The sequence below is a fragment of the Butyrivibrio sp. XBB1001 genome (assembly GCF_000424505.1).
Classification (GTDB): Bacteria; Bacillota; Clostridia; order Lachnospirales; family Lachnospiraceae; genus Butyrivibrio.
Genome location: NZ_AUKA01000001.1, coordinates 288237 through 306928, shown reverse-complemented (window position 1 = coordinate 306928; position 18692 = coordinate 288237). Strand labels below are relative to the sequence as shown.

The window sequence follows — 18692 nt, the reverse complement described above, 5'->3', positions numbered from 1 at the left end:
TTTATCTTCAATCAGTAATGACAAGGCAAATCTAAAAATTAAGTTAATTCGTGATAAGCTGCTTTAGTTTGTATTCATTTACTGGAACTCTTGAGCATATAAGGCCATATATCTCAGATGAAGACAGATTTTTTTTAAGAATCTCCTGTTCATCATCTGATAATATTTTGGAAGCATTTTTCAGGTTTATAAGAATTTTATTATCTGTCAGAGCATTCATTCTCTTTACTAGAGAGGATGCTGACTTTTTCATTCCAAGAATTCTCAAAGGGGAAATATAGCCCTTTGACTTATACTCATCCATATCATCTTTGGTTATGTCAAGAAGAATATGGATCAGACATCTGCTGATCCTTGAATAGGCAAGATCTTTTGATTTTAATAGCTGGCAAAAACTGTCAAAATCAGCATAATTTTCAATATTCGCAATTATCTTATTGGAAAGATCTGTATTTATGTCAAGGAAACGGTCAAAGCCATTATCTTTTTCCAAAATAAGCTTGTAGCCTAGAAGGGCAGACAGTTTACCAGGATTTCTTATCGAATCAGCATTATTTCTTAAAATTTTGATACATGTTTCAGGCATAGTTAAAGATAAATTGTCTGTTATGCCGTTTGTTGAAATATATGATCTTATAGCTGATGCACTGGAATATTCAGTGAATAAATCAGATGAATAGTCTTGTCCAACTCTTTTTATAGAATAAGGCTGTATGGGACTTGCAGAGCTTATAAGAGCCTTAATATATTCAATCCCCAGAATGTTGTTAGGAGAAAGAAAGGCGTTTTCTACGTCTTTTTTGTTATATGGAGTATTAGCAGAAGAAATATAGGCAAGGAGTGCCTTTTGCCTTGCACCGGCATAGGAAAAGCCTGACTTTAGTTCTTTTTGCAGAGTTTCCTTGTAGTTTGCGGGCTCTTTTTCCAGAATGTCAGCAATGCTGGTTAAAAGGTCAACACTTCCACATTCACTTCCAAAGCAGAGATAGTCAATACAACCAAGTCTGTTTAGTAAAGAAACAGCTCCTTTTGCAAAGAATTCAGCACTTCCTGTTGAATAGCAAACTGGCAATTCAAATACTATGTCTGCTCCACAGGAAAGAGCCATCTGGGTTCTTGTGTATTTATCGCAAAAAGAAGGGTAGCCTCTTTGAACAAAGTCGCCACTCATAACGATAACGACATGATCTGCATTTAGGTCTTTTTTACAGGCCTCGATCAGATGAAGGTGGCCAGTGTGAAATGGATTAAATTCTGCAATGATTCCAATAGTTTTCATAAAAATGTAAGCGCTTTCAATTTTTCTCTTGCTAATAATTTTTTCACTGATATAATTATAATGATGCATCATGCAAATGCAAAGCATCGATTTATTTATGAAAAATAAATGCACTAATTAATATTATATGAAAAGGGGTTATCTTATGAAAATTCTTGTAATTAACTGCGGTAGTTCTTCACTGAAATTCCAGCTTATCGATTCTGATTCAGAGGCTGTTATCTGCAAGGGACTTTGCGAGAGAATTGGTATCGACGGAAGCCAGATCGTTTACACTCCAGAAGGTAAGGACAAGGTTACAAAGGTTACACCAATGCCAGATCACAACAGAGCAATTGAGCTTGTTATCGAGGCTCTTACAAATGCTGAGGATGGTGTTGTTAAGCTTGAAGAGATCGGTGCTGTAGGACATCGTATCGTACATGGTGGTGAGAAGTTCACTAAGTCTGTTGTAATAAACGACGAAGTTATCAAGGCTATTGAGGATGTAAGCGATCTTGCACCACTTCATAATCCTGCAAACCTTATCGGTATCAGAGCATGTCAGAAGGTTATGCCTTCAGTTCCTATGGTTGCAGTGTTTGATACTGCATTCCATCAGACAATGCCAGAAGAGGCTTATCTTTATGGCCTTCATTATTCATACTATGAGAAATATGGTATTAGAAGATATGGTTTCCACGGAACCAGCCATTCATATGTAAGTAAGAGAGCTGCAGAGGTTCTTGGTAAGGATCCTTCAGAGCTTAAGATGATTGTTTGCCATCTTGGTAATGGTGCCTCTGTATCAGCAGTAAATGGCGGCAAGTGCGTAGATACATCTATGGGACTTACACCTCTTGAGGGACTTATCATGGGAACAAGAACAGGTGACATTGATCCTTCTGTTGTTGAGTTCATCATGAAAAAAGAGAATGCTTCTGTTGCAGAGGTTACAAACATTCTTAATAAGAAATCTGGTGTATTTGGCCTTTCTGATGAGCTTTCATCTGATTTCAGAGATCTTCAGGCTGGATATGAGAGCGGACATAAAGGCGCAAAGCGCGCTGTAGATGCTTTTGTTTACAGAGTAGTTAAGTATATTGGCGCTTATACAGCAGCTATGGGAGGAGTTGATGCAATAGCTTTCACAGCAGGCGTAGGCGAGAACAGTGGATTTGTTCGTGGACTTATCTGCAATAGACTTGGCTTTATTGGTGCAACTCTTGATGATGAAGCAAACAAGGTTCACGGTGAGGATAAGATCATTTCTGGCGCTGACAGCAAGGTAAAGCTTTTGGTAATTCCTACTAATGAAGAGCTTGCTATCGCTCGTGACACATATGCATTATGCAAATGATTAAATTATGAAAGAACTTAATTCATGCAAGGAAGCAATGGCAAAAAGCATGGAAAACAAGTATTTTGCCATTGCTCACCTATACAAAGATGAAAAAGCTATGGAAATGCACATTCATGACTGCTATGAAGTGTATTTTTCAATTTCAGGTGGCAAGCAATTCCTTATTGATAATAAGGTTTATGACATTGAGCCTGGTGATCTTTTCCTGATCAATCAGTATGATTCGCATTATCTGACTCAGATAGATAAGGAACTTCATGAGAGAATTGTAATAATGATAGATCCTGAGTACATGCGCAGCATTTCAAGTGCAGAAACAAATCTTGACGCGTGCTTTCAGGATAGAAATGACAAATTCTCGCATAAAGTTAAAATGTCAGCAGAGCAGCAGGGAAGATTTCTTTATTTTATAAATAAGATCATAACAAGTAACGGTTATGGACATGACCTTTTGGAAAGGGCTACTTTTACTGAACTTTTTGTTATGATCAACCAGATAATTTGCGACAAACAGAATAATAAAGTTACTGAGAAGACTGCTACCTATAATGAACAGGTGGATGCGATACTTTCTTATCTTAATAACAATATCCAATATCCGCTTAGTATTGGAGACCTTGCCAAGCATTTTTATATCAGTGAGTCCTATATATGTAGAATATTTAAGGCTGCTACTGGAACTACGATCAATAAATATATGACGGCAAGGAGAATATCTATTGCTAAATCCCTTTTAGCTGAGGGAATAGGTGTTAGTGAGGTTTGCGACAGGTGCGGCTTTAGCGATTACAGCAATTTCCTTAAGGCCTTTACCAAGTCAGTTGGCATATCACCTAAGAAGTATTCTCAGTACTGCAACAGATAAAGAATCATAAAGTTAAAAAAATTATTGACAAATAGCATTACTATGGATATACTACTAAAGTATGCTAATGAATAAACGTAAACAATTGCCTTAAACACAGGCAGTTTCTTATACGGTTACTGTAAGGAGGTGTTACTGAAATGTCAATCTGCCCAAAGAATAAGTCATCAAAAGGCCATAGAGATCAGAGAAGAGCTAACTGGAAAATGACAGCTCCAACTCTTGTAAAGTGCAGTCATTGTGGAGCTCTTATGCAGCCTCATCAGGTTTGCAAGAAGTGTGGCTACTACAATAAGAAGAACATTGTTGAAACTGAGGCTTGATAAGTTTTAGTACAACCTAATTAGTTCGAATTTTAAGGCTTTCCGAATACTTCGGAAAGCCTTGATTTTTGCATATCACTTTAGTATAGTTATATAAGTTCAAAATTGATATGGGGGAACTAATAATGGCGGATTTAGTTAGAGTAGCTGTTGATGCCATGGGTGGAGACAATGCTCCTTTTGTTACAGTAAAGGGTGCTGTTGATGCCGTTAAGGAATCAGACAGCTTAAAGGTTTTTTTAGTAGGCCAGGAAGATGCTGTTAATGCTGAGCTTGCTAAATATGAATATGATAAGAATAGAATCGAGGTAGTCAATGCTACTGAGATTATTGAAATGGCAGAGCCACCTGTTATGGCTATCAGGACCAAGAAGGATTCATCTATAGTTAAGGCTATGTACATGGTTAACCATGGAGAGGCAGATGCCTATGTTTCTGCTGGTAGTACAGGTGCAACTCTTGTTGGCGGACAGGTCATTGTCGGAAGACTTAAGGGCGTTGACAGAGCTCCACTTGCGCCACTTATCCCTACAGAGAAGGGAAATTCACTTCTTATTGACTGTGGAGCAAATGTGGATGCCAGATCCAACCACCTTGTCCAGTTTGCCAAGATGGGTACTGTATATATGGAAAATGTTATGGGAGTCAAGAATCCTACAGTTGCCATTGTTAACATTGGCGCTGAGGAAGAGAAAGGTAATGCTCTTGTCAAGGAAACGTTCCCTCTTCTTAAGAATTGCCCGGACATTAATTTTATTGGAAGTATAGAAGCAAGAGATATTCCTGCGGGATTTGCAGATGTAATTGTCTGCGAGGCTTTTACAGGAAATGTAATTCTTAAGATGTATGAAGGCGTAGCCAAGTCTATGATGCATATCATCAAGAATAGCCTTATGTCTAGCCTGAAGACCAAGATAGGTGCGCTTCTTATAAAGAATGATCTCAAGAAGTCACTTGGTAATTATAGTATGGACAAATATGGCGGAGCTCCTATGCTGGGACTCAAGGGCCTTGTAGTCAAGACACATGGAAGTGCCAATGATGTCGAGGTCAAGAATTCAATCCTGCAGTGTGTAGTATTCACACAGCAGAAGATCAGTGAAAAGATTAGCGCTAAGCTTTCACCGGAAGCATAAGCTACTCGAATATAATTTTTATCTACTGCCTAGCAGTAAAGGAAGGTTTATTATGGAATTTGAGAAGATGAAAGAAGTTATTGCAAACGTACTCAATGTTGATCCTGAAGAGATCACAATGGAGACTACTTTTACAGAGGACTTGGGAGCTGATTCGCTTGATCTTTTCCAGATCATCATGGGACTCGAGGATGAATTTGATGTTCAGATTGACCCTGAGAAGACAGAGAGCATCTCTACTGTAGGAGAGGCTGTAGAGCTTCTTAAAACTGCAATTTCTGGAAAATAATTGTAATAAATACAATGGACGATGGAGGCAGTTAGATTTTAACTGCCTTTTTTAATTATTGCAGAGTAGAAAGGCTAAACGTCTACTACTAGACTTTAAGAGGTGAATATGCTAAACGAACAGGAATTAAATGAGTTTCAGAATGTGATTGGATATAAGTTCAAGAACATTGATCTTCTAATACAGGCTTTGACACATAGTTCTTTTGTTAATGAGCAGAAGATTAACAAAAAGCCAGACTATGAGAGGCTTGAGTTCTTGGGAGATGCTGTTCTTGAGATGATATCCAGTGATTTTCTCTTCAGGAAATATCCTGATAAGAAGGAAGGAGAAATGTCCAAGATAAGGGCATCTCTTGTATGCGAAGGAGCTTTGGCTTTTGATTCAGAGCAGATCAACTTAAAGAAATACATTCAGCTTGGAAAAGGTGAAGAGGCTACTGGCGGAAGAAATAAGGAGTCTATTATTGCTGATGTGTGTGAGGCTGTGATTGGAGCTCTTTTCCTTGATGGTGGCATAGAGGAGTCTAAGAGGTTTATTGACACCTATGTGCTTACTAATGCAGATAGCATGCAGATGTTCAGTGATAGCAAATCTCATTTACAGGAGTTTGTTCAGGCTAAGGGACTTGGGGCAATTAAATATGAAATTTGTGGCGAAAGTGGTCCTGAACATGATAAAATATTTGATGTCCGCGTTTATGTCGGGGATGAAATTATGGGAGAGGGGACAGGGAAAACCAAAAAGGCTGCGGAGCAGAAGGCAGCTTATCAGGCGCTTCTTGTATATAAAAAGTAATTTGCAATGTATTTAAAAAGTATTGAAATCCATGGTTTTAAGTCTTTTGCCAATAAAATAAAATTTGACTTTCACAATGGAATTACGGGTATTGTTGGACCTAATGGTTCCGGAAAGAGTAATGTAGCAGATGCTGTCAGATGGGTCCTTGGAGAACAGCGTATCAAGCAGCTGCGAGGCGGATCTATGCAGGATGTTATCTTCTCCGGCACGGAACTTAGAAAGCCACTTGGTTATGCCTATGTAGCTATTACTCTTGATAATTCAGATCATTCTCTTGCTATTGATTATGATGAAGTTACTGTTTCTAGAAGATTGTATCGTTCTGGAGAGAGTGAGTACATGATCAATGGCTCTTCTTGTCGTCTTAAGGACGTCAATGAGCTCTTTATGGATACAGGTATCGGTAAAGAGGGCTATTCTATTATTGGACAGGGTCAGATCGACCAGATTCTTTCCAGCAAGCCAGAGGATAGGCGTAATCTTTTTGATGAGGCTGCTGGTATCGTTAAGTTTAAATCTCGTAAGGAAACAGCTATCAAAAAGCTAGAGGAAGAGAAGATCAACCTCACAAGACTTAGTGATATTTTGTCTGAGCTCGAGAAGCAGATTGGGCCTTTGGAGAAGCAGTCTGAGGTTGCCAAAGAGTATTTGAAATTTAGAGAACGACTCAAGACTCTAGATGTCAATATGTTTCTTGTTGAGAATAAGCGTCAGAAGGAACAGTTCGAGGAAGCTAGTAAAAACCTGGAGATTGCTAAAGCGTCTTTAGAAGAGGCCAAGGCAAACTATGACAAGACAAAAGAGGAATATGAATCAATTCAAGGCAAACTGGAAATCCTCGATAAAGAGATTGATGAAGCCAGAGCCAAAATCACAGATTCATCTGTAAAAAGAGAAAAACTTGAGGGTCAGATTGGTATTCTTAATGAGAAGATAAAGGCTGCTACTGATAATGACACACATTTCAAACAGCGTCAGAAGGATGAGCAGGCTAAGATAGATGAAAAGAACCTTCAAAAGGATAAATATCTTGAAGATAAGGCTGAGATTGACAAGATTGTAGAAGAACTTTCTGAGAACAGAAATGCTGCCAGAAAAGAACTTGATGCAGTGATCACCAAAATCTCAAATGTTAATGATGAGATTGAAGCCTGCAAGAATATGATCATTGAAACTCTTGGAACAAGAGCGACGATCAAGTCTAAGCTGAGTTCTCTTGATACTATGAAGGAGCAGGTCAATATCAGGAAGGCAGAACTTACAGGTAAACTTGTAAGAGCAAGGTCAGACGAATCAAGGCAGGAAGAAATCATTCAAAAGCTTCGCGATGAGTTTGATGCTATTACTGCTGAAATTTCTGAAATGAACAAGAAAAAGAAGAGCGCTGAGGCTGAGGTTGTTAGTATCCGTGAGGGTATGAGCAAGAAGGACACAGAGCTTAGGAATACTCAGATTCTTTATCAGCAGGAAAAATCAAGACTTGAAGCTCTCGCAAATCTGACTGAACGCTATGAAGGATATGGTGGAAGTGTCAAGAAAGTCATGGAGAGGAAGGATGATACCAAGGGTATTATTGGTGTTGTTGCTGATATTATAAAGACTGAACCTAAGTATGAGACAGCTATTGAGGTTGCTCTTGGCGGTAATATCCAGAATATTGTTACAGATGACGAAGAAACAGCCAAGAAGATGATTCAGTATCTTAAGGATTCAAGGGCTGGTAGAGCAACATTTTTACCTCTTACAGCACTTGATAATCCTCCAGAACTTAAGGCTAAAGAAGCACTTTTAGAGCCTGGCGTTCTTGGAATGGCAGATGAGCTTGTAACTACGGATCCCAAGTACAGATCTGTTGCTAAGGCTATGTTAGGCAGAATTGTGGCTGTTGATCATATCGACAATGCAGTCAAGATTGCGCGAAAATACAAATATACTGTTAGAATGGTAACCCTTGAGGGTGAACTTCTTGTTCCAGGTGGTGCTATCAGTGGTGGTGCTTTTAAGAACAACAGTAATCTTCTTGGAAGACGCCGTGAGATGGAAGAACTTGAGGGAAATGTAAAGAAATATAAAGAAAAGCTTGAAAGTCTCCAAAAAGAAATTGAAGAAGACAAGAAAAAGAGAAATGAACTTAGAACTGTTGTAGATGAGCTAAGCTCTGAGCTGCAGGGCAAGTTTATTCTTCAGAATACTGCAAGACTTAATGTAGAGAATGAAGAAAAGAGACAGGAGGAGCAGAAAGGAAGCTTATCTGACCTCAAGGCAGAAAACGAGGAAATAGAGTCTAAGCTCCTGGAAATTGCCAGTCAAAAGGAAGAGGCACAAAAGGCTCTCTCTGAATCAGAACAGCTCGAGAAGGACAGTTCTGAAAAGGTTGCAGGATATCAGAAGGAACTTGAAGGACTCCATGCTATTGAGGAGACTGAGAACGAGAAAGTTTCCAAATGGGATATCGAATACGAGAAGATAGCTCAGAAACAGGAATTTGCCCAGGTTAATATTAATCGTATTGATGAAGAAATAATAGAAGAAGAGAAGGCACTTGCTGAGATTATTGAGAATCTGAACAACAATGCTATCTCCCTTGAACAGAATAAAAAAGACATTGAAGAAATAAAGCTTACTATTGAAGCATCATCCAATGTTACGGATGAGACTAATAAGGAACTTGAGGAAAAGAAAAAGACTAAGGCATCGCTTTCAGAAACTCAGAAGGAATTCTTTGGAAAGACTGAAGAATTGAATGCCCAGATGCTGAGCCTTGATAAAGAAGTTACAAGGCTTAATTCCAGAAGAGAAAAGTGCGAAGAGACAATTGATGCTCAGATCAATTATATGTGGAATGAGTATGAGATTACACTTTCAGATGCAGCTGGACTTAGAGACGAAGAGATGACTGATGTTCCGGCCATGAGAAAGGAAACAGCTTCTCTTAAGGATTCCATCAGAAAACTTGGTGACGTAAATGTAAATGCCATTGAGGATTACAAGAATCTCATGGAGAGATATACATTTATGAAGACCCAGCATGATGATCTTATTGTGGCAGAGGAACAGCTCAAAGGAATCATCAAGGATCTTGATGAATCTATGCGCAAGCAGTTTATTGAACAGTTCCATCTTATCAATACTGAGTTTGATAAGGTATTTAAAGAGATGTTTGGAGGCGGAAAGGGCACTCTCGAGCTCAATGAAGATGAGGATGTACTTGAGGCAGGAATTAGGATCAATGCTCAGCCACCCGGAAAAAAGCTTGTTAACATGATGCAGATGTCTGGTGGAGAGAAGGCTCTTACAGCCATAGCTCTTTTGTTTGCTATTCAGAATCTTAAGCCTTCACCATTCTGCTTGCTTGATGAGATTGAGGCAGCTCTTGATGAGAACAACGTAGTTCGCTTTGCCAAGTATCTTCACAAGCTTTCAAGTACCCAGTTTATTGTAATTACTCATCGTCGTGGTACAATGGAAAGTGCTGACAGACTGTACGGTATTACTATGCAGGAAAAGGGTGTTTCTACCCTTGTTAGCGTAAACCTTATTGATAAGGAGCTTACAAATTAATGGCAAATGGATTTTTTTCAAAATTACAACAGGGTTTATCCAAGACTAGGGATAATATAGCTAAAGGCATAGACAATGTCTTTAATGGTTATTCTAATATTGACGAGGATTTCTACGAAGAACTTGAAGAAACTCTTATTATGGGAGATATCGGGATCAATGCCACCAGTAAGATCATGGATGAATTAAGAGCTCAGGTCAAGCAGCAACACATCAAGGATCCTTCTGAGTGCAGACAGCTTCTTATTGATGACATCAGACAGCAGATGAAAACTGATGAGCATGCATATGACTTTGAAGATAAGAAGACAGTTATATTTGTTATTGGCGTAAATGGAGTAGGCAAAACCACATCTGTAGGTAAACTTGCATCTGTTTTTAAGAAAAGAGGAAAAAAAGTTCTGATTGCAGCAGCAGATACTTATAGAGCAGCAGCTACTGAGCAGCTCAAGGAATGGGCTGACAGAGCTGATACTCCGCTTATTTCTGGAAGAGAAGGGGGAGACCCTGCCAGCGTAATATATGATGCTGTAAACTCTTTTAAAGCAAGAAATCTGGATATTCTGATTGTAGACACTGCGGGAAGACTACATAATAAGAAAAATCTTATGGAAGAATTGTCCAAAATGAATAGAATAATAGACAAGGAATTGCCTGGAATATGCAGAGAGAACTTTATTGTACTTGATGGAACAACAGGGCAGAATGCTCTTAATCAAGCAAGAGAGTTTGGAGAAGCAGCTGATCTTACTGGTATTGTCCTTACTAAACTTGATGGAACGGCAAAAGGGGGAATTGCTGTAGCTATCGTGTCTGAGCTTAATATTCCAGTCAAGTATATTGGTGTTGGGGAAGGGCTTGATGATCTGGAAAGATTTGATTCAGATGAATTTGTAGATGCGCTTTTTGAGTGATATAAGGAATGAGAACACATAGTGCTGTGCTTGCACAAAGCACTATGTGTTTGAAATGACTGAACAGACATGAGGAATAAAGAAATGCGAATGATATTGAGCATTTCGAGTTCCGAATGGATGTAGGATTGCGAGAACGAAGTGGAGCAATCCGTATATCGCTCAAAATATATAAAACATAAACATTTTTGGGAGGAGTATGAAAAATGGCCGATGAAAAGAAGATGACTCTTGATAAGTTTGAAGAAGCCTATGAAGATGTCAAAAAAGTTACCCTGGAAACAAAACTAATCTACAGTGATTATTGGAGCAACACTACTGGAAATAAGGTTTATTTAAAACCCGAAAATCTTCAGAGAACTGGCGCTTATAAGGTTAGAGGTGCCTATTACAAGATTACAACTCTTTCTGATGAAGAGAGGAAAAAGGGCCTTATTACAGCATCTGCTGGTAACCATGCGCAGGGTGTAGCTTATGCGGCTAAATGTTATGGCGTTAAGGCAACTATTGTTATGCCTACGTCAACTCCACTTATTAAGGTCAATAGAACCAAAGCTCTTGGTGCAGAAGTTGTATTACATGGAAATGTATATGATGAAGCTTATGAGAAGGCAGTAGAGCTTTCTAAAGAGTATGGATATACTATGGTCCATCCATTTGATGATCTGGATGTTGCTACAGGCCAGGGAACAATTGCTATGGAGATCATCAAAGAACTTCCAACAGTAGATTATATACTTGTGCCAATTGGAGGAGGCGGACTTGCAACTGGCGTATCTACTCTTGCAAAGCTTCTTAATCCTAAGGTTAAGGTCATCGGCGTTGAACCTGCAGGTGCTAATTGTATGCAGGAATCTTTAAAGGCAGGTCACGTAGTTGCACTTCCTTCAGTTAATACAATTGCTGATGGTACAGCTGTTAAAAAGCCTGGAGAGAAGATATTCCCATATCTTCAGGCTAATATCGATGAGATAATTACTGTTCCTGATGAAGATCTTGTAGTTTCTTTCCTGGATATGGTAGAAAATCATAAGATGGTTGTTGAAAACTCAGGATTATTATCAGTAGCAGCTCTTAAGCAGCTTAATTGCAAGGATAAGAAAATTGCCTGCGTATTATCTGGCGGTAATATGGATATTATTACAATGTCGTCTGTAGTACAGCAGGGACTTATTATGAGAGACAGGATATTTACTGTTTCTGTGCTTCTTCCTGATAAGCCAGGTGAACTTTCAAGGGTTGCAGGTGTAATTGCTGGCGTGAGCGGCAATGTAATAAAGCTTGAGCATAACCAGTTTGTTTCTATTAACAGAAATGCTGCTGTTGAACTTAGGATCACACTTGAAGCATTTGGAACAGATCACAAGGAAGAGATTATAGAAGCTCTCAATAAAGAAGGCTATAAACCAAGAATTGTAAGGACAAATATTTAATATGAGTAGTACAAAGAAAAATAGCATTAAAAAGAGACTGATGGAATACCTGATCATTACGGTTGCATCAACGCTATACGGGCTTGCCACAGCGATGCTAGTTGACCCTAACAATATAGCTCCTGGTGGGATGACAGGCCTTGCTATCGTAATTAACAGGCTTATTCCAATCGGAACTGGTAAGTGGTTTTGGATCATGAATATTCCTATACTGCTTGTTGCTATTTGGAAGTTTGGCATCAGATTTACAGTTTCTACAATCTATGCCACAGGGGTTATATCCCTGACTACAGATTTCTTTCACAATTATTTGTCTGCTTATTTTATAAATGATATTATTTTGGGCGTTACCATTGGTAGTGCATTATCAGCTATTGCCATGGGACTTATTTTTAAAAACCACGCCACAAGTGGTGGTACAGATGTTATAATTAAACTATTAAGGCTCAGGTATCCGCATATCAAGACTGGCATGCTATTTATTATGACGGATATGGTAGTACTTATTATTGCAGGAATAGTATTTGGAGATATATCTGCTGCTTTGTATTCATTTCTTTCTGTTATAATCACATCTTCAGTTCTTGATCTTGTATTATACGGAAGAGATGGAGCTAAACTGCTCTATATCATATCTGATCATCCAGATATTATTACAGCGAGGCTTTTAGAGGAACTTGATATTGGCGTAACACACGTATTTGCTCAGGGAGCATATAGTGGTGAAGATAAAAAGGTTATTATGTGCGCCATTAAAAAGAGACTTTCGCCTCTTGCTGAGGATATAGTAAGAGAAGAAGATCCTAATGCATTTATGATTGTAACTAGTGCCAGTGAAATTTTTGGTGAAGGCTATAAGAGTTATTTTGACGAGAGAATGTGAGCATGAAGAATACTTCCCAGGACACAAGAGAACGCATAGGCGTTAGAAATACTCATAATATCATATCCATTATTTTTTTAAGTCTGGTAGCGCTACTTGCTTTATCTTTTAGCGTTATGCTGCTTATTAAGAATGCCTCCCTTAAGAGAGAAGAGGAGGCTGTCAGAAGTGAGCTTGAAGCTTTAAATGAGGAAGGCTATTACACTGTAACTGAAGCTGACAGGCTTATTGAGGATGCCAAGGCACAGACTAGACTTGAAACTACAAATTCTATTAAGGCGACAATTCAGTCTAAGCTTGAGGCTGGAGAGGGAACTACAACGACTATCAGATCTCTTTTCCCTGACCAGATGGTAGTTGCAAGCTCAGGCAGATATTACTTTTTTCCAATACTAGATACAATTGCGCATCATGGTTTTGGAGAAGAGGACTTTGTGGTTGGTGATGATGGATTTCTTGAGTATGTTGGTTCTGATGAGAGTATCCATGTAAAAAAAGGTGTTGATGTCTCAAGGTTTCAGGGCAATATAGACTGGAAGACAGTTAAAGAACAGGGGATAGATTTTGCATTTATAAGAGTTGGACTTCGTGGAACGACAGAGGGCAAGATTCTTACAGATGACTGCTTTGAGGATAATATTAAGGGAGCTACCGAAAATGGCATTGATGTAGGAGTATATTTTTATTCCCAGGCAGTTAATGAGAAAGAGGCTCTAGAAGAAGTTCAGCTTATTCTGGATATGATTGAGCCATACGATGTCAAATACCCTGTTGTGATCGATATAGAATCAGCAGATTCAGATTCTGCGAGAACAAATGACCTTACTTCAGATGAATATGAGGTTGTTGCCAAGACCTTCTGTGATACAGTAAGAAGCGCAGGCTATAAACCTATGATCTATGGAAATGTCAAATCTTTTACGCTTCTTATGGATGCGCAGGATGTTGATGATTATGGAATTTGGATTGCATATTATGGTAGTCCGTTGTACTATCCATACCATTTTGATGTATGGCAGTTTACATCTTCAGGAACAGTTAAGGGAATTGATGGCAACGTAGATCTTAATATAAGCATTACGGATTATTGAAAAGAGTGATATGGTCAGAGAATTTGATGAAAAGCTTCCTTATTCCGCCTACGAGGAAAAGGGATATCTTAACAATGACTTTAAGTTTTTTCATATAAATGATCATGAAAAGGTTGACATTCCTTATCATTATCATGATTTTCATAAATTGATCCTTGTGCTTGGAGGCAAGGTTAAATATCTGATCGAAGGAAGGGAGTATGAGCTTCTTCCCTTCGATTTTGTGCTGGTTAACAGGTATCTTATACACAAGCCTCTATTTGATGGACAGAACAAAGAAAATTATGACAGGATCATATTATATCTAAGTGATGATTTTCTTAGAAAGTATAACCTCTTGGATGCATTTGAAAAAGCAAGAGAAATTGGGAGTTTTGTTGTAAGATTTCCTGGAAATGTTAGTTCAGATCTGTATGACAGATTTCAAAAGATACAGACAGATCTTCAGAATCAGGATAAAGAATATGCTGGAGAATTGCTTACCAGAATTGATGTTTTAAAAGCCATCATCGGTTTTAATAAGGCATGTATAAGCGAAGATTTTGGCTTTAAGCCAGAAGCCAGATATAACAGAAAAGTAATAGAGATAATAACATATATTACAGAGAATCTTTCATCTGATCTTTCCATAGATTACCTGGCTGATCATTTTTATATGAGTAAGTATCATATGATGAGAATCTTCAAGAATGAGACGGATTATTCAATTCATCAATACATTACTGAAAAAAGAATTCTAATGGCGAGGAATCTGATTATTTCAGGTATGCCTGCAACAGCCGCTTGCCTGGAGTGCGGATTTAAGGATTATTCTTCTTTTAGCAGAGCTTTCAAGAACCAGCTTGGATGTTTGCCATCTGATATTAAGATATAAGTGTCAAGAAAAAATACTTGACACCTATATCTTTTTTGTTTATTATATCATTTGTGTTTATAGGTAAAGAGGATATGTATGAAGAAAATCGTAGAGCAAGGCTTGTTGTATGATTTCTATGGCGAGCTTCTAACTGAACATCAGAGAGAAATATATGAGGCCGCTGTTTACAATGATATGTCTCTTACCGAGATTGCTGATGAAAACGGTATCAGCAAGCAGGGAGTGCATGATCTTATCAAGAGGTGCACCAATACGCTTGAGAGTTATGAAGACAGGCTTCACATGATCAGAAGATTTGAAGCTATTAAGGCTCAGGCTGTGGCTTTAGAAAAGTTATCCGGAGATTCCGGAACTAACATGGATGCTGAGCTTAGAGCTAAACTTAAAGGCATCTCAGGCAAAATAATCGAGGAGCTTATTTGATAAATGGCTTTTGAAAGTCTTACTGATAAATTACAAAATGTTTTTAAGAATCTCCGCAGCAAGGGCAAACTTACAGAGGAAGATGTCAAGACTGCTCTTAAGGAAGTCAAGATGGCACTTCTTGAGGCTGATGTAAGTTTTAAGGTTGTTAAACAGTTTATTTCTGCTGTACAAGAGAGAGCTGTTGGAGAAGATGTACTAAATGGTCTTAATCCAGGCCAGATGGTTATCAAGATTGTTAATGAGGAAATGATTTCCCTCATGGGCTCGGAGACTACTGACATTAAGCTCTTGCCTGTGAACGAGATTACAGTCCTTATGATGTGCGGTCTTCAGGGTGCTGGTAAGACAACAACAGCAGCCAAGATTGCCGGCAAGCTCAAGATGAAGGGTAGAAAACCACTTCTTGTAGCCTGCGATATATATAGACCTGCTGCTATTGATCAGTTACAGATCAATGCCAGCAAGCAGGAAGTAGATTTCTTTACACTTGGTTCTTCAGCTGATCCTGTAGACATTGCCAGAGCGTCAATTGATGAAGCTAAAAAGAATGGCAATAACGTGGTTATCATCGATACTGCTGGTAGATTGCAGATTGATTCCATTATGATGCAGGAGCTTGTAGATATAAAGAATGCTGTATCTGTTACTCAGACACTTCTGGTTGTAGATGCTATGACCGGTCAGGAAGCTGTTAATGTGGCTACTGAATTCAATGAGAAGGTCGGAATAGACGGAATCATTCTGTCTAAGATGGATGGCGATTCAAGAGGTGGTGCTGCACTTTCAACTAAGGCAGTAACAGGCAAGCCTATCTTATACGTAGGTATGGGAGAGAAACTTTCAGATCTTGAACAGTTCTATCCTGATAGAATGGCTAGCCGTATTCTTGGCATGGGAGATGTTCTTAGTCTTATTGATAAGGCTGTAGAGGCTAATGCTGAGAGAGATGCAGAAAAAGATCGTGAAATGGCCCAGAAGATGAAAAAGGGCAAGATCGATTTTGAAATGTACCTAGAGAGTATGAAGGCTATGCGCAATATGGGCGGCCTTTCATCAATTATGGGTATGCTTCCAGGAATGGGTAAGATAAGTGATGATATGCTTCCTGATGAGAAGCAACTTGCCAGAATCGAAGCGATAGTTCTTTCTATGACACCTGAAGAACGCAAGAATCCTAAGCTTATGTCACCACAGAGAAAGTTTAGGATAGCTAAGGGCTCTGGCAACGATATCGCTGATGTTAACAGATTTATCAAGCAATTTGAACAAATGCAGAAGATGATGAAGCAGATGCCTGGACTTATGGGTGGCAAGAAGGGCTTTGGTAAGCTCGGTGGTTTTGGCCGAGGAGGATTTCCTGGCGGCAGATTCCCGTTTTGATATGTCTATCAGCTTTTGTGGCTGTTTTATACATATAAGCAAATAATATATCTATCTTAATTTTTTTAATGGAGGAAATTAAAATGGCAGTAAAAATGAGATTAAAGAGAATTGGTAAGAAGAAGGTTCCTTTCTACAGAATTATCGTTTCTGATTCAAAGGCTCCTGTACAGGGTAAGTTCATCGATGAGATCGGAACATACGATCCTAACACAGATCCTAGCACAGTTAAGATTGACGCAGAACTTGCTAAGAAGTGGCTTTCAAATGGTGCACAGCCTACAGAGTCTGTTGCAAAGCTTCTTAAGCAGGCCGGCATTAAATAAGGCTTTTTGGTAATTAAAAAACATATGCCGGGGGTTAATCAATGAAAGAATTAGTTGAAGTTATAGCAAAAGCGCTAGTTGATAATCCGGATGAGGTTGTTGTTTCCGAGAAAACAGACGGGCGTAACATTATGATCGAACTTCATGTAGCTTCTTCAGACATGGGCAAGGTCATTGGCAAACAGGGCCGTATTGCCAAGGCAATTCGTGCCGTTGTTAAGGCTGCATCAACAAGAGAAAATCTCAAGGTTGATGTAGAGATAGTTTGATTTTAACCTTTGCATTTGCCAATAATATGAGTCGAATAGGGCTTTACAGCTTTATTCGACTCTAAGTTTATTACAGGATTTTTAAAGAATATTATGAATTTTCATATCATGACGTTATTTCCAGAGATGATAACTGGAAGTCTTTCAAACAGCATTACTGGTAGAGCAAGCGATAAGGGTTATATCTCTTTTAATGCTGTCAATATCAGAGATTATTCTAACGACATTAAGCATCACAAGGTTGATGATTATACATATGGAGGCGGTGCAGGTATGCTTATGCAGGCACAGCCTATTTATGATTGTTTTATTTCTATTAAAGACGAGATTTTAAAACGCGGCGGAAAGAGCCCTAGAGTTATCTATGTTACGCCACAGGGCGCTGTTTTTAACCAGAAAATGGCTCAGGAATTTGCTGCCGAAGAAGATCTTGTGTTTCTGTGCGGACACTATGAAGGTGTTGATGAGAGAGTACTAGAAGAGATTGTTACAGATTATGTCTCTATAGGTGATTATGTACTGACAGGAGGCGAACTTCCTGCAATGGTCATGATCGATGCAATTTCAAGACTTGTACCAGGTGTCCTTAATAACGATGAGTCAGCTATGACTGAGAGTTTTAATAATAATCTGTTAGAGTATCCTCAGTATTCGAGACCAGAGGAATGGATGGGCAAAAAAGTTCCTGCTATACTATTATCAGGTGACCACAAGAAGGTTGATGAGTGGAGACTTGAAAAGTCTATAGAAAGGACCATGGAGAGGCGCCCGGATCTTTATGAGAAATATCTTGCCGAAAACCCGCCCAAGCCTCCTAAAAAGAAACGAAGGAGAAGGAAAGCTGATCCGGAAATTTCTTCCGAGCAAGTAACAGGTGATAAGACAATCAATACAGAAAATGGAGAATAATAGTGACAGATAGATTTCAGGTTGGAGTAATTGCATCAACACATGGCCTTCAAGGGGAAGTTAATGTTTTTCCTACTACAGAGGATCCAAACCGTTTTAAAAAGTTAAAGAAGGTTACTCTTCATACCCAAAGAGGAGAAGAGATTGAACTTGATGTTCAGAGCGCAAGATTTTTTAAAAAGTTTGTTATAGTGAAGTTTAAACAGTATAACAACATAAACGATGTGGAGAAGTTTAGAGGGTGTGAACTTACTATCGACAGAAAAGATGCCATTAAGCTTGAGCCAGGAGAATATTACTGTGCTGATCTTATGGGACTTTCTATTGTTGATGAAGAAGACAAACTCCTTGGAACAGTAACAGATATCATTCAGACAGGGGCTAATGATGTATATGAAATGACAAAAGAGAATTCTGAGGACAAGATTTATATCCCAGCCATAAAAGACTGTGTCAAAAATATTGACCTTGAGAATAAAAAAATAACTATCCATGTTATTGAAGGACTGTTATAATAATATTCTTGGACTGTGTAATATTTAATGACTTTTAATATTAAATGTCATATAATTATAATTATTAAAATAT

The 18692-nt window shown here is 38.6% G+C and carries 19 protein-coding genes; 18 read left to right on the top strand and 1 reads right to left on the bottom strand.

Going from position 1 to position 18692, the window contains the following annotated elements; all coding sequences use genetic code 11:
- Positions 1–43: 43 nt before the first annotated feature.
- Positions 44–1279, bottom strand: a complete 1236-nt coding sequence (locus G631_RS0101345; protein WP_026487902.1) for a tRNA(Met) cytidine acetate ligase — start codon at positions 1277–1279, stop codon at positions 44–46.
- 145 nt (positions 1280–1424) lie between these two features.
- On the opposite strand from G631_RS0101345, the gene G631_RS0101340 reads away from it, so the two are divergent.
- The 18 genes from G631_RS0101340 (at position 1425) to rimM (ending at position 18619) form a co-directional block, all read left to right on the top strand.
- A complete protein-coding gene (locus G631_RS0101340; protein ID WP_026487901.1) occupies positions 1425–2618 on the top strand; it encodes an acetate/propionate family kinase in 1194 nt (397 codons plus the stop codon).
- 7 nt (positions 2619–2625) lie between these two features.
- Entirely contained in the window at positions 2626–3486 is an 861-nt protein-coding gene (locus G631_RS0101335) for an AraC family transcriptional regulator (protein ID WP_026487900.1), read from the top strand.
- Positions 3487–3626: 140 nt separating this feature from the next.
- Positions 3627–3809 (top strand): 50S ribosomal protein L32, encoded by a 183-nt coding sequence (gene rpmF / locus G631_RS0101330; RefSeq protein ID WP_013280968.1) that lies wholly within the window; start codon positions 3627–3629, stop codon positions 3807–3809.
- Positions 3810–3934: 125 nt separating this feature from the next.
- Positions 3935–4945: a phosphate acyltransferase PlsX gene (plsX, locus tag G631_RS0101325; protein WP_026487899.1), complete on the top strand. Its 1011-nt coding sequence runs from the start codon at positions 3935–3937 to the stop codon at positions 4943–4945.
- Between the two features lie 52 nt (positions 4946–4997).
- Positions 4998–5234 (top strand): acyl carrier protein, encoded by a 237-nt coding sequence (acpP, locus tag G631_RS0101320; protein ID WP_026487898.1) that lies wholly within the window; start codon positions 4998–5000, stop codon positions 5232–5234.
- A gap of 108 nt (positions 5235–5342) precedes the next feature.
- Positions 5343–6032 (top strand): ribonuclease III, encoded by a 690-nt coding sequence (gene rnc / locus G631_RS0101315; protein ID WP_026487897.1) that lies wholly within the window; start codon positions 5343–5345, stop codon positions 6030–6032.
- A 6-nt stretch (positions 6033–6038) separates the two neighbouring features.
- The gene (gene smc, locus G631_RS0101310; RefSeq protein ID WP_026487896.1) at positions 6039–9596 is read left to right on the top strand and encodes a chromosome segregation protein SMC; all 3558 of its coding nucleotides are present in this window, start codon (positions 6039–6041) and stop codon (positions 9594–9596) included.
- Positions 9596–10510 (top strand): signal recognition particle-docking protein FtsY, encoded by a 915-nt coding sequence (ftsY, locus tag G631_RS0101305; RefSeq protein ID WP_026487895.1) that lies wholly within the window; start codon positions 9596–9598, stop codon positions 10508–10510. The genes smc and ftsY overlap by 1 nt, the downstream gene beginning before the upstream one ends.
- A 206-nt stretch (positions 10511–10716) precedes the next feature.
- A complete protein-coding gene (ilvA, locus tag G631_RS0101300) occupies positions 10717–11943 on the top strand; it encodes a threonine ammonia-lyase (RefSeq protein WP_026487894.1) in 1227 nt (408 codons plus the stop codon).
- A 1-nt stretch (position 11944) separates the two neighbouring features.
- A complete protein-coding gene (locus G631_RS0101295) occupies positions 11945–12826 on the top strand; it encodes a YitT family protein (protein ID WP_026487893.1) in 882 nt (293 codons plus the stop codon).
- Between the two features lie 2 nt (positions 12827–12828).
- Positions 12829–13917: a glycoside hydrolase family 25 protein gene (locus G631_RS19805; RefSeq protein ID WP_051196702.1), complete on the top strand. Its 1089-nt coding sequence runs from the start codon at positions 12829–12831 to the stop codon at positions 13915–13917.
- Positions 13918–13927: 10 nt separating this feature from the next.
- The gene (locus G631_RS17615; RefSeq protein ID WP_051196700.1) at positions 13928–14791 is read left to right on the top strand and encodes an AraC family transcriptional regulator; all 864 of its coding nucleotides are present in this window, start codon (positions 13928–13930) and stop codon (positions 14789–14791) included.
- Between the two features lie 78 nt (positions 14792–14869).
- A complete protein-coding gene (gene ylxM, locus G631_RS0101280) occupies positions 14870–15217 on the top strand; it encodes a YlxM family DNA-binding protein (protein ID WP_026487892.1) in 348 nt (115 codons plus the stop codon).
- A gap of 3 nt (positions 15218–15220) precedes the next feature.
- Positions 15221–16600, top strand: a complete 1380-nt coding sequence (gene ffh, locus G631_RS0101275; protein ID WP_026487891.1) for a signal recognition particle protein — start codon at positions 15221–15223, stop codon at positions 16598–16600.
- 83 nt (positions 16601–16683) lie between these two features.
- A complete protein-coding gene (gene rpsP / locus G631_RS0101270; RefSeq protein ID WP_026487890.1) occupies positions 16684–16926 on the top strand; it encodes a 30S ribosomal protein S16 in 243 nt (80 codons plus the stop codon).
- Positions 16927–16967: 41 nt separating this feature from the next.
- Positions 16968–17195 (top strand): KH domain-containing protein, encoded by a 228-nt coding sequence (locus tag G631_RS0101265; protein ID WP_026487889.1) that lies wholly within the window; start codon positions 16968–16970, stop codon positions 17193–17195.
- Between the two features lie 93 nt (positions 17196–17288).
- Entirely contained in the window at positions 17289–18104 is an 816-nt protein-coding gene (gene trmD / locus G631_RS0101260; RefSeq protein WP_026487888.1) for a tRNA (guanosine(37)-N1)-methyltransferase TrmD, read from the top strand.
- A 2-nt stretch (positions 18105–18106) separates the two neighbouring features.
- Positions 18107–18619 carry a ribosome maturation factor RimM gene (rimM, locus tag G631_RS0101255; RefSeq protein ID WP_026487887.1) on the top strand — a complete coding sequence of 171 codons (513 nt, stop codon included), beginning with the start codon at positions 18107–18109 and terminating at the stop codon, positions 18617–18619.
- Positions 18620–18692 lie beyond the last annotated feature (73 nt).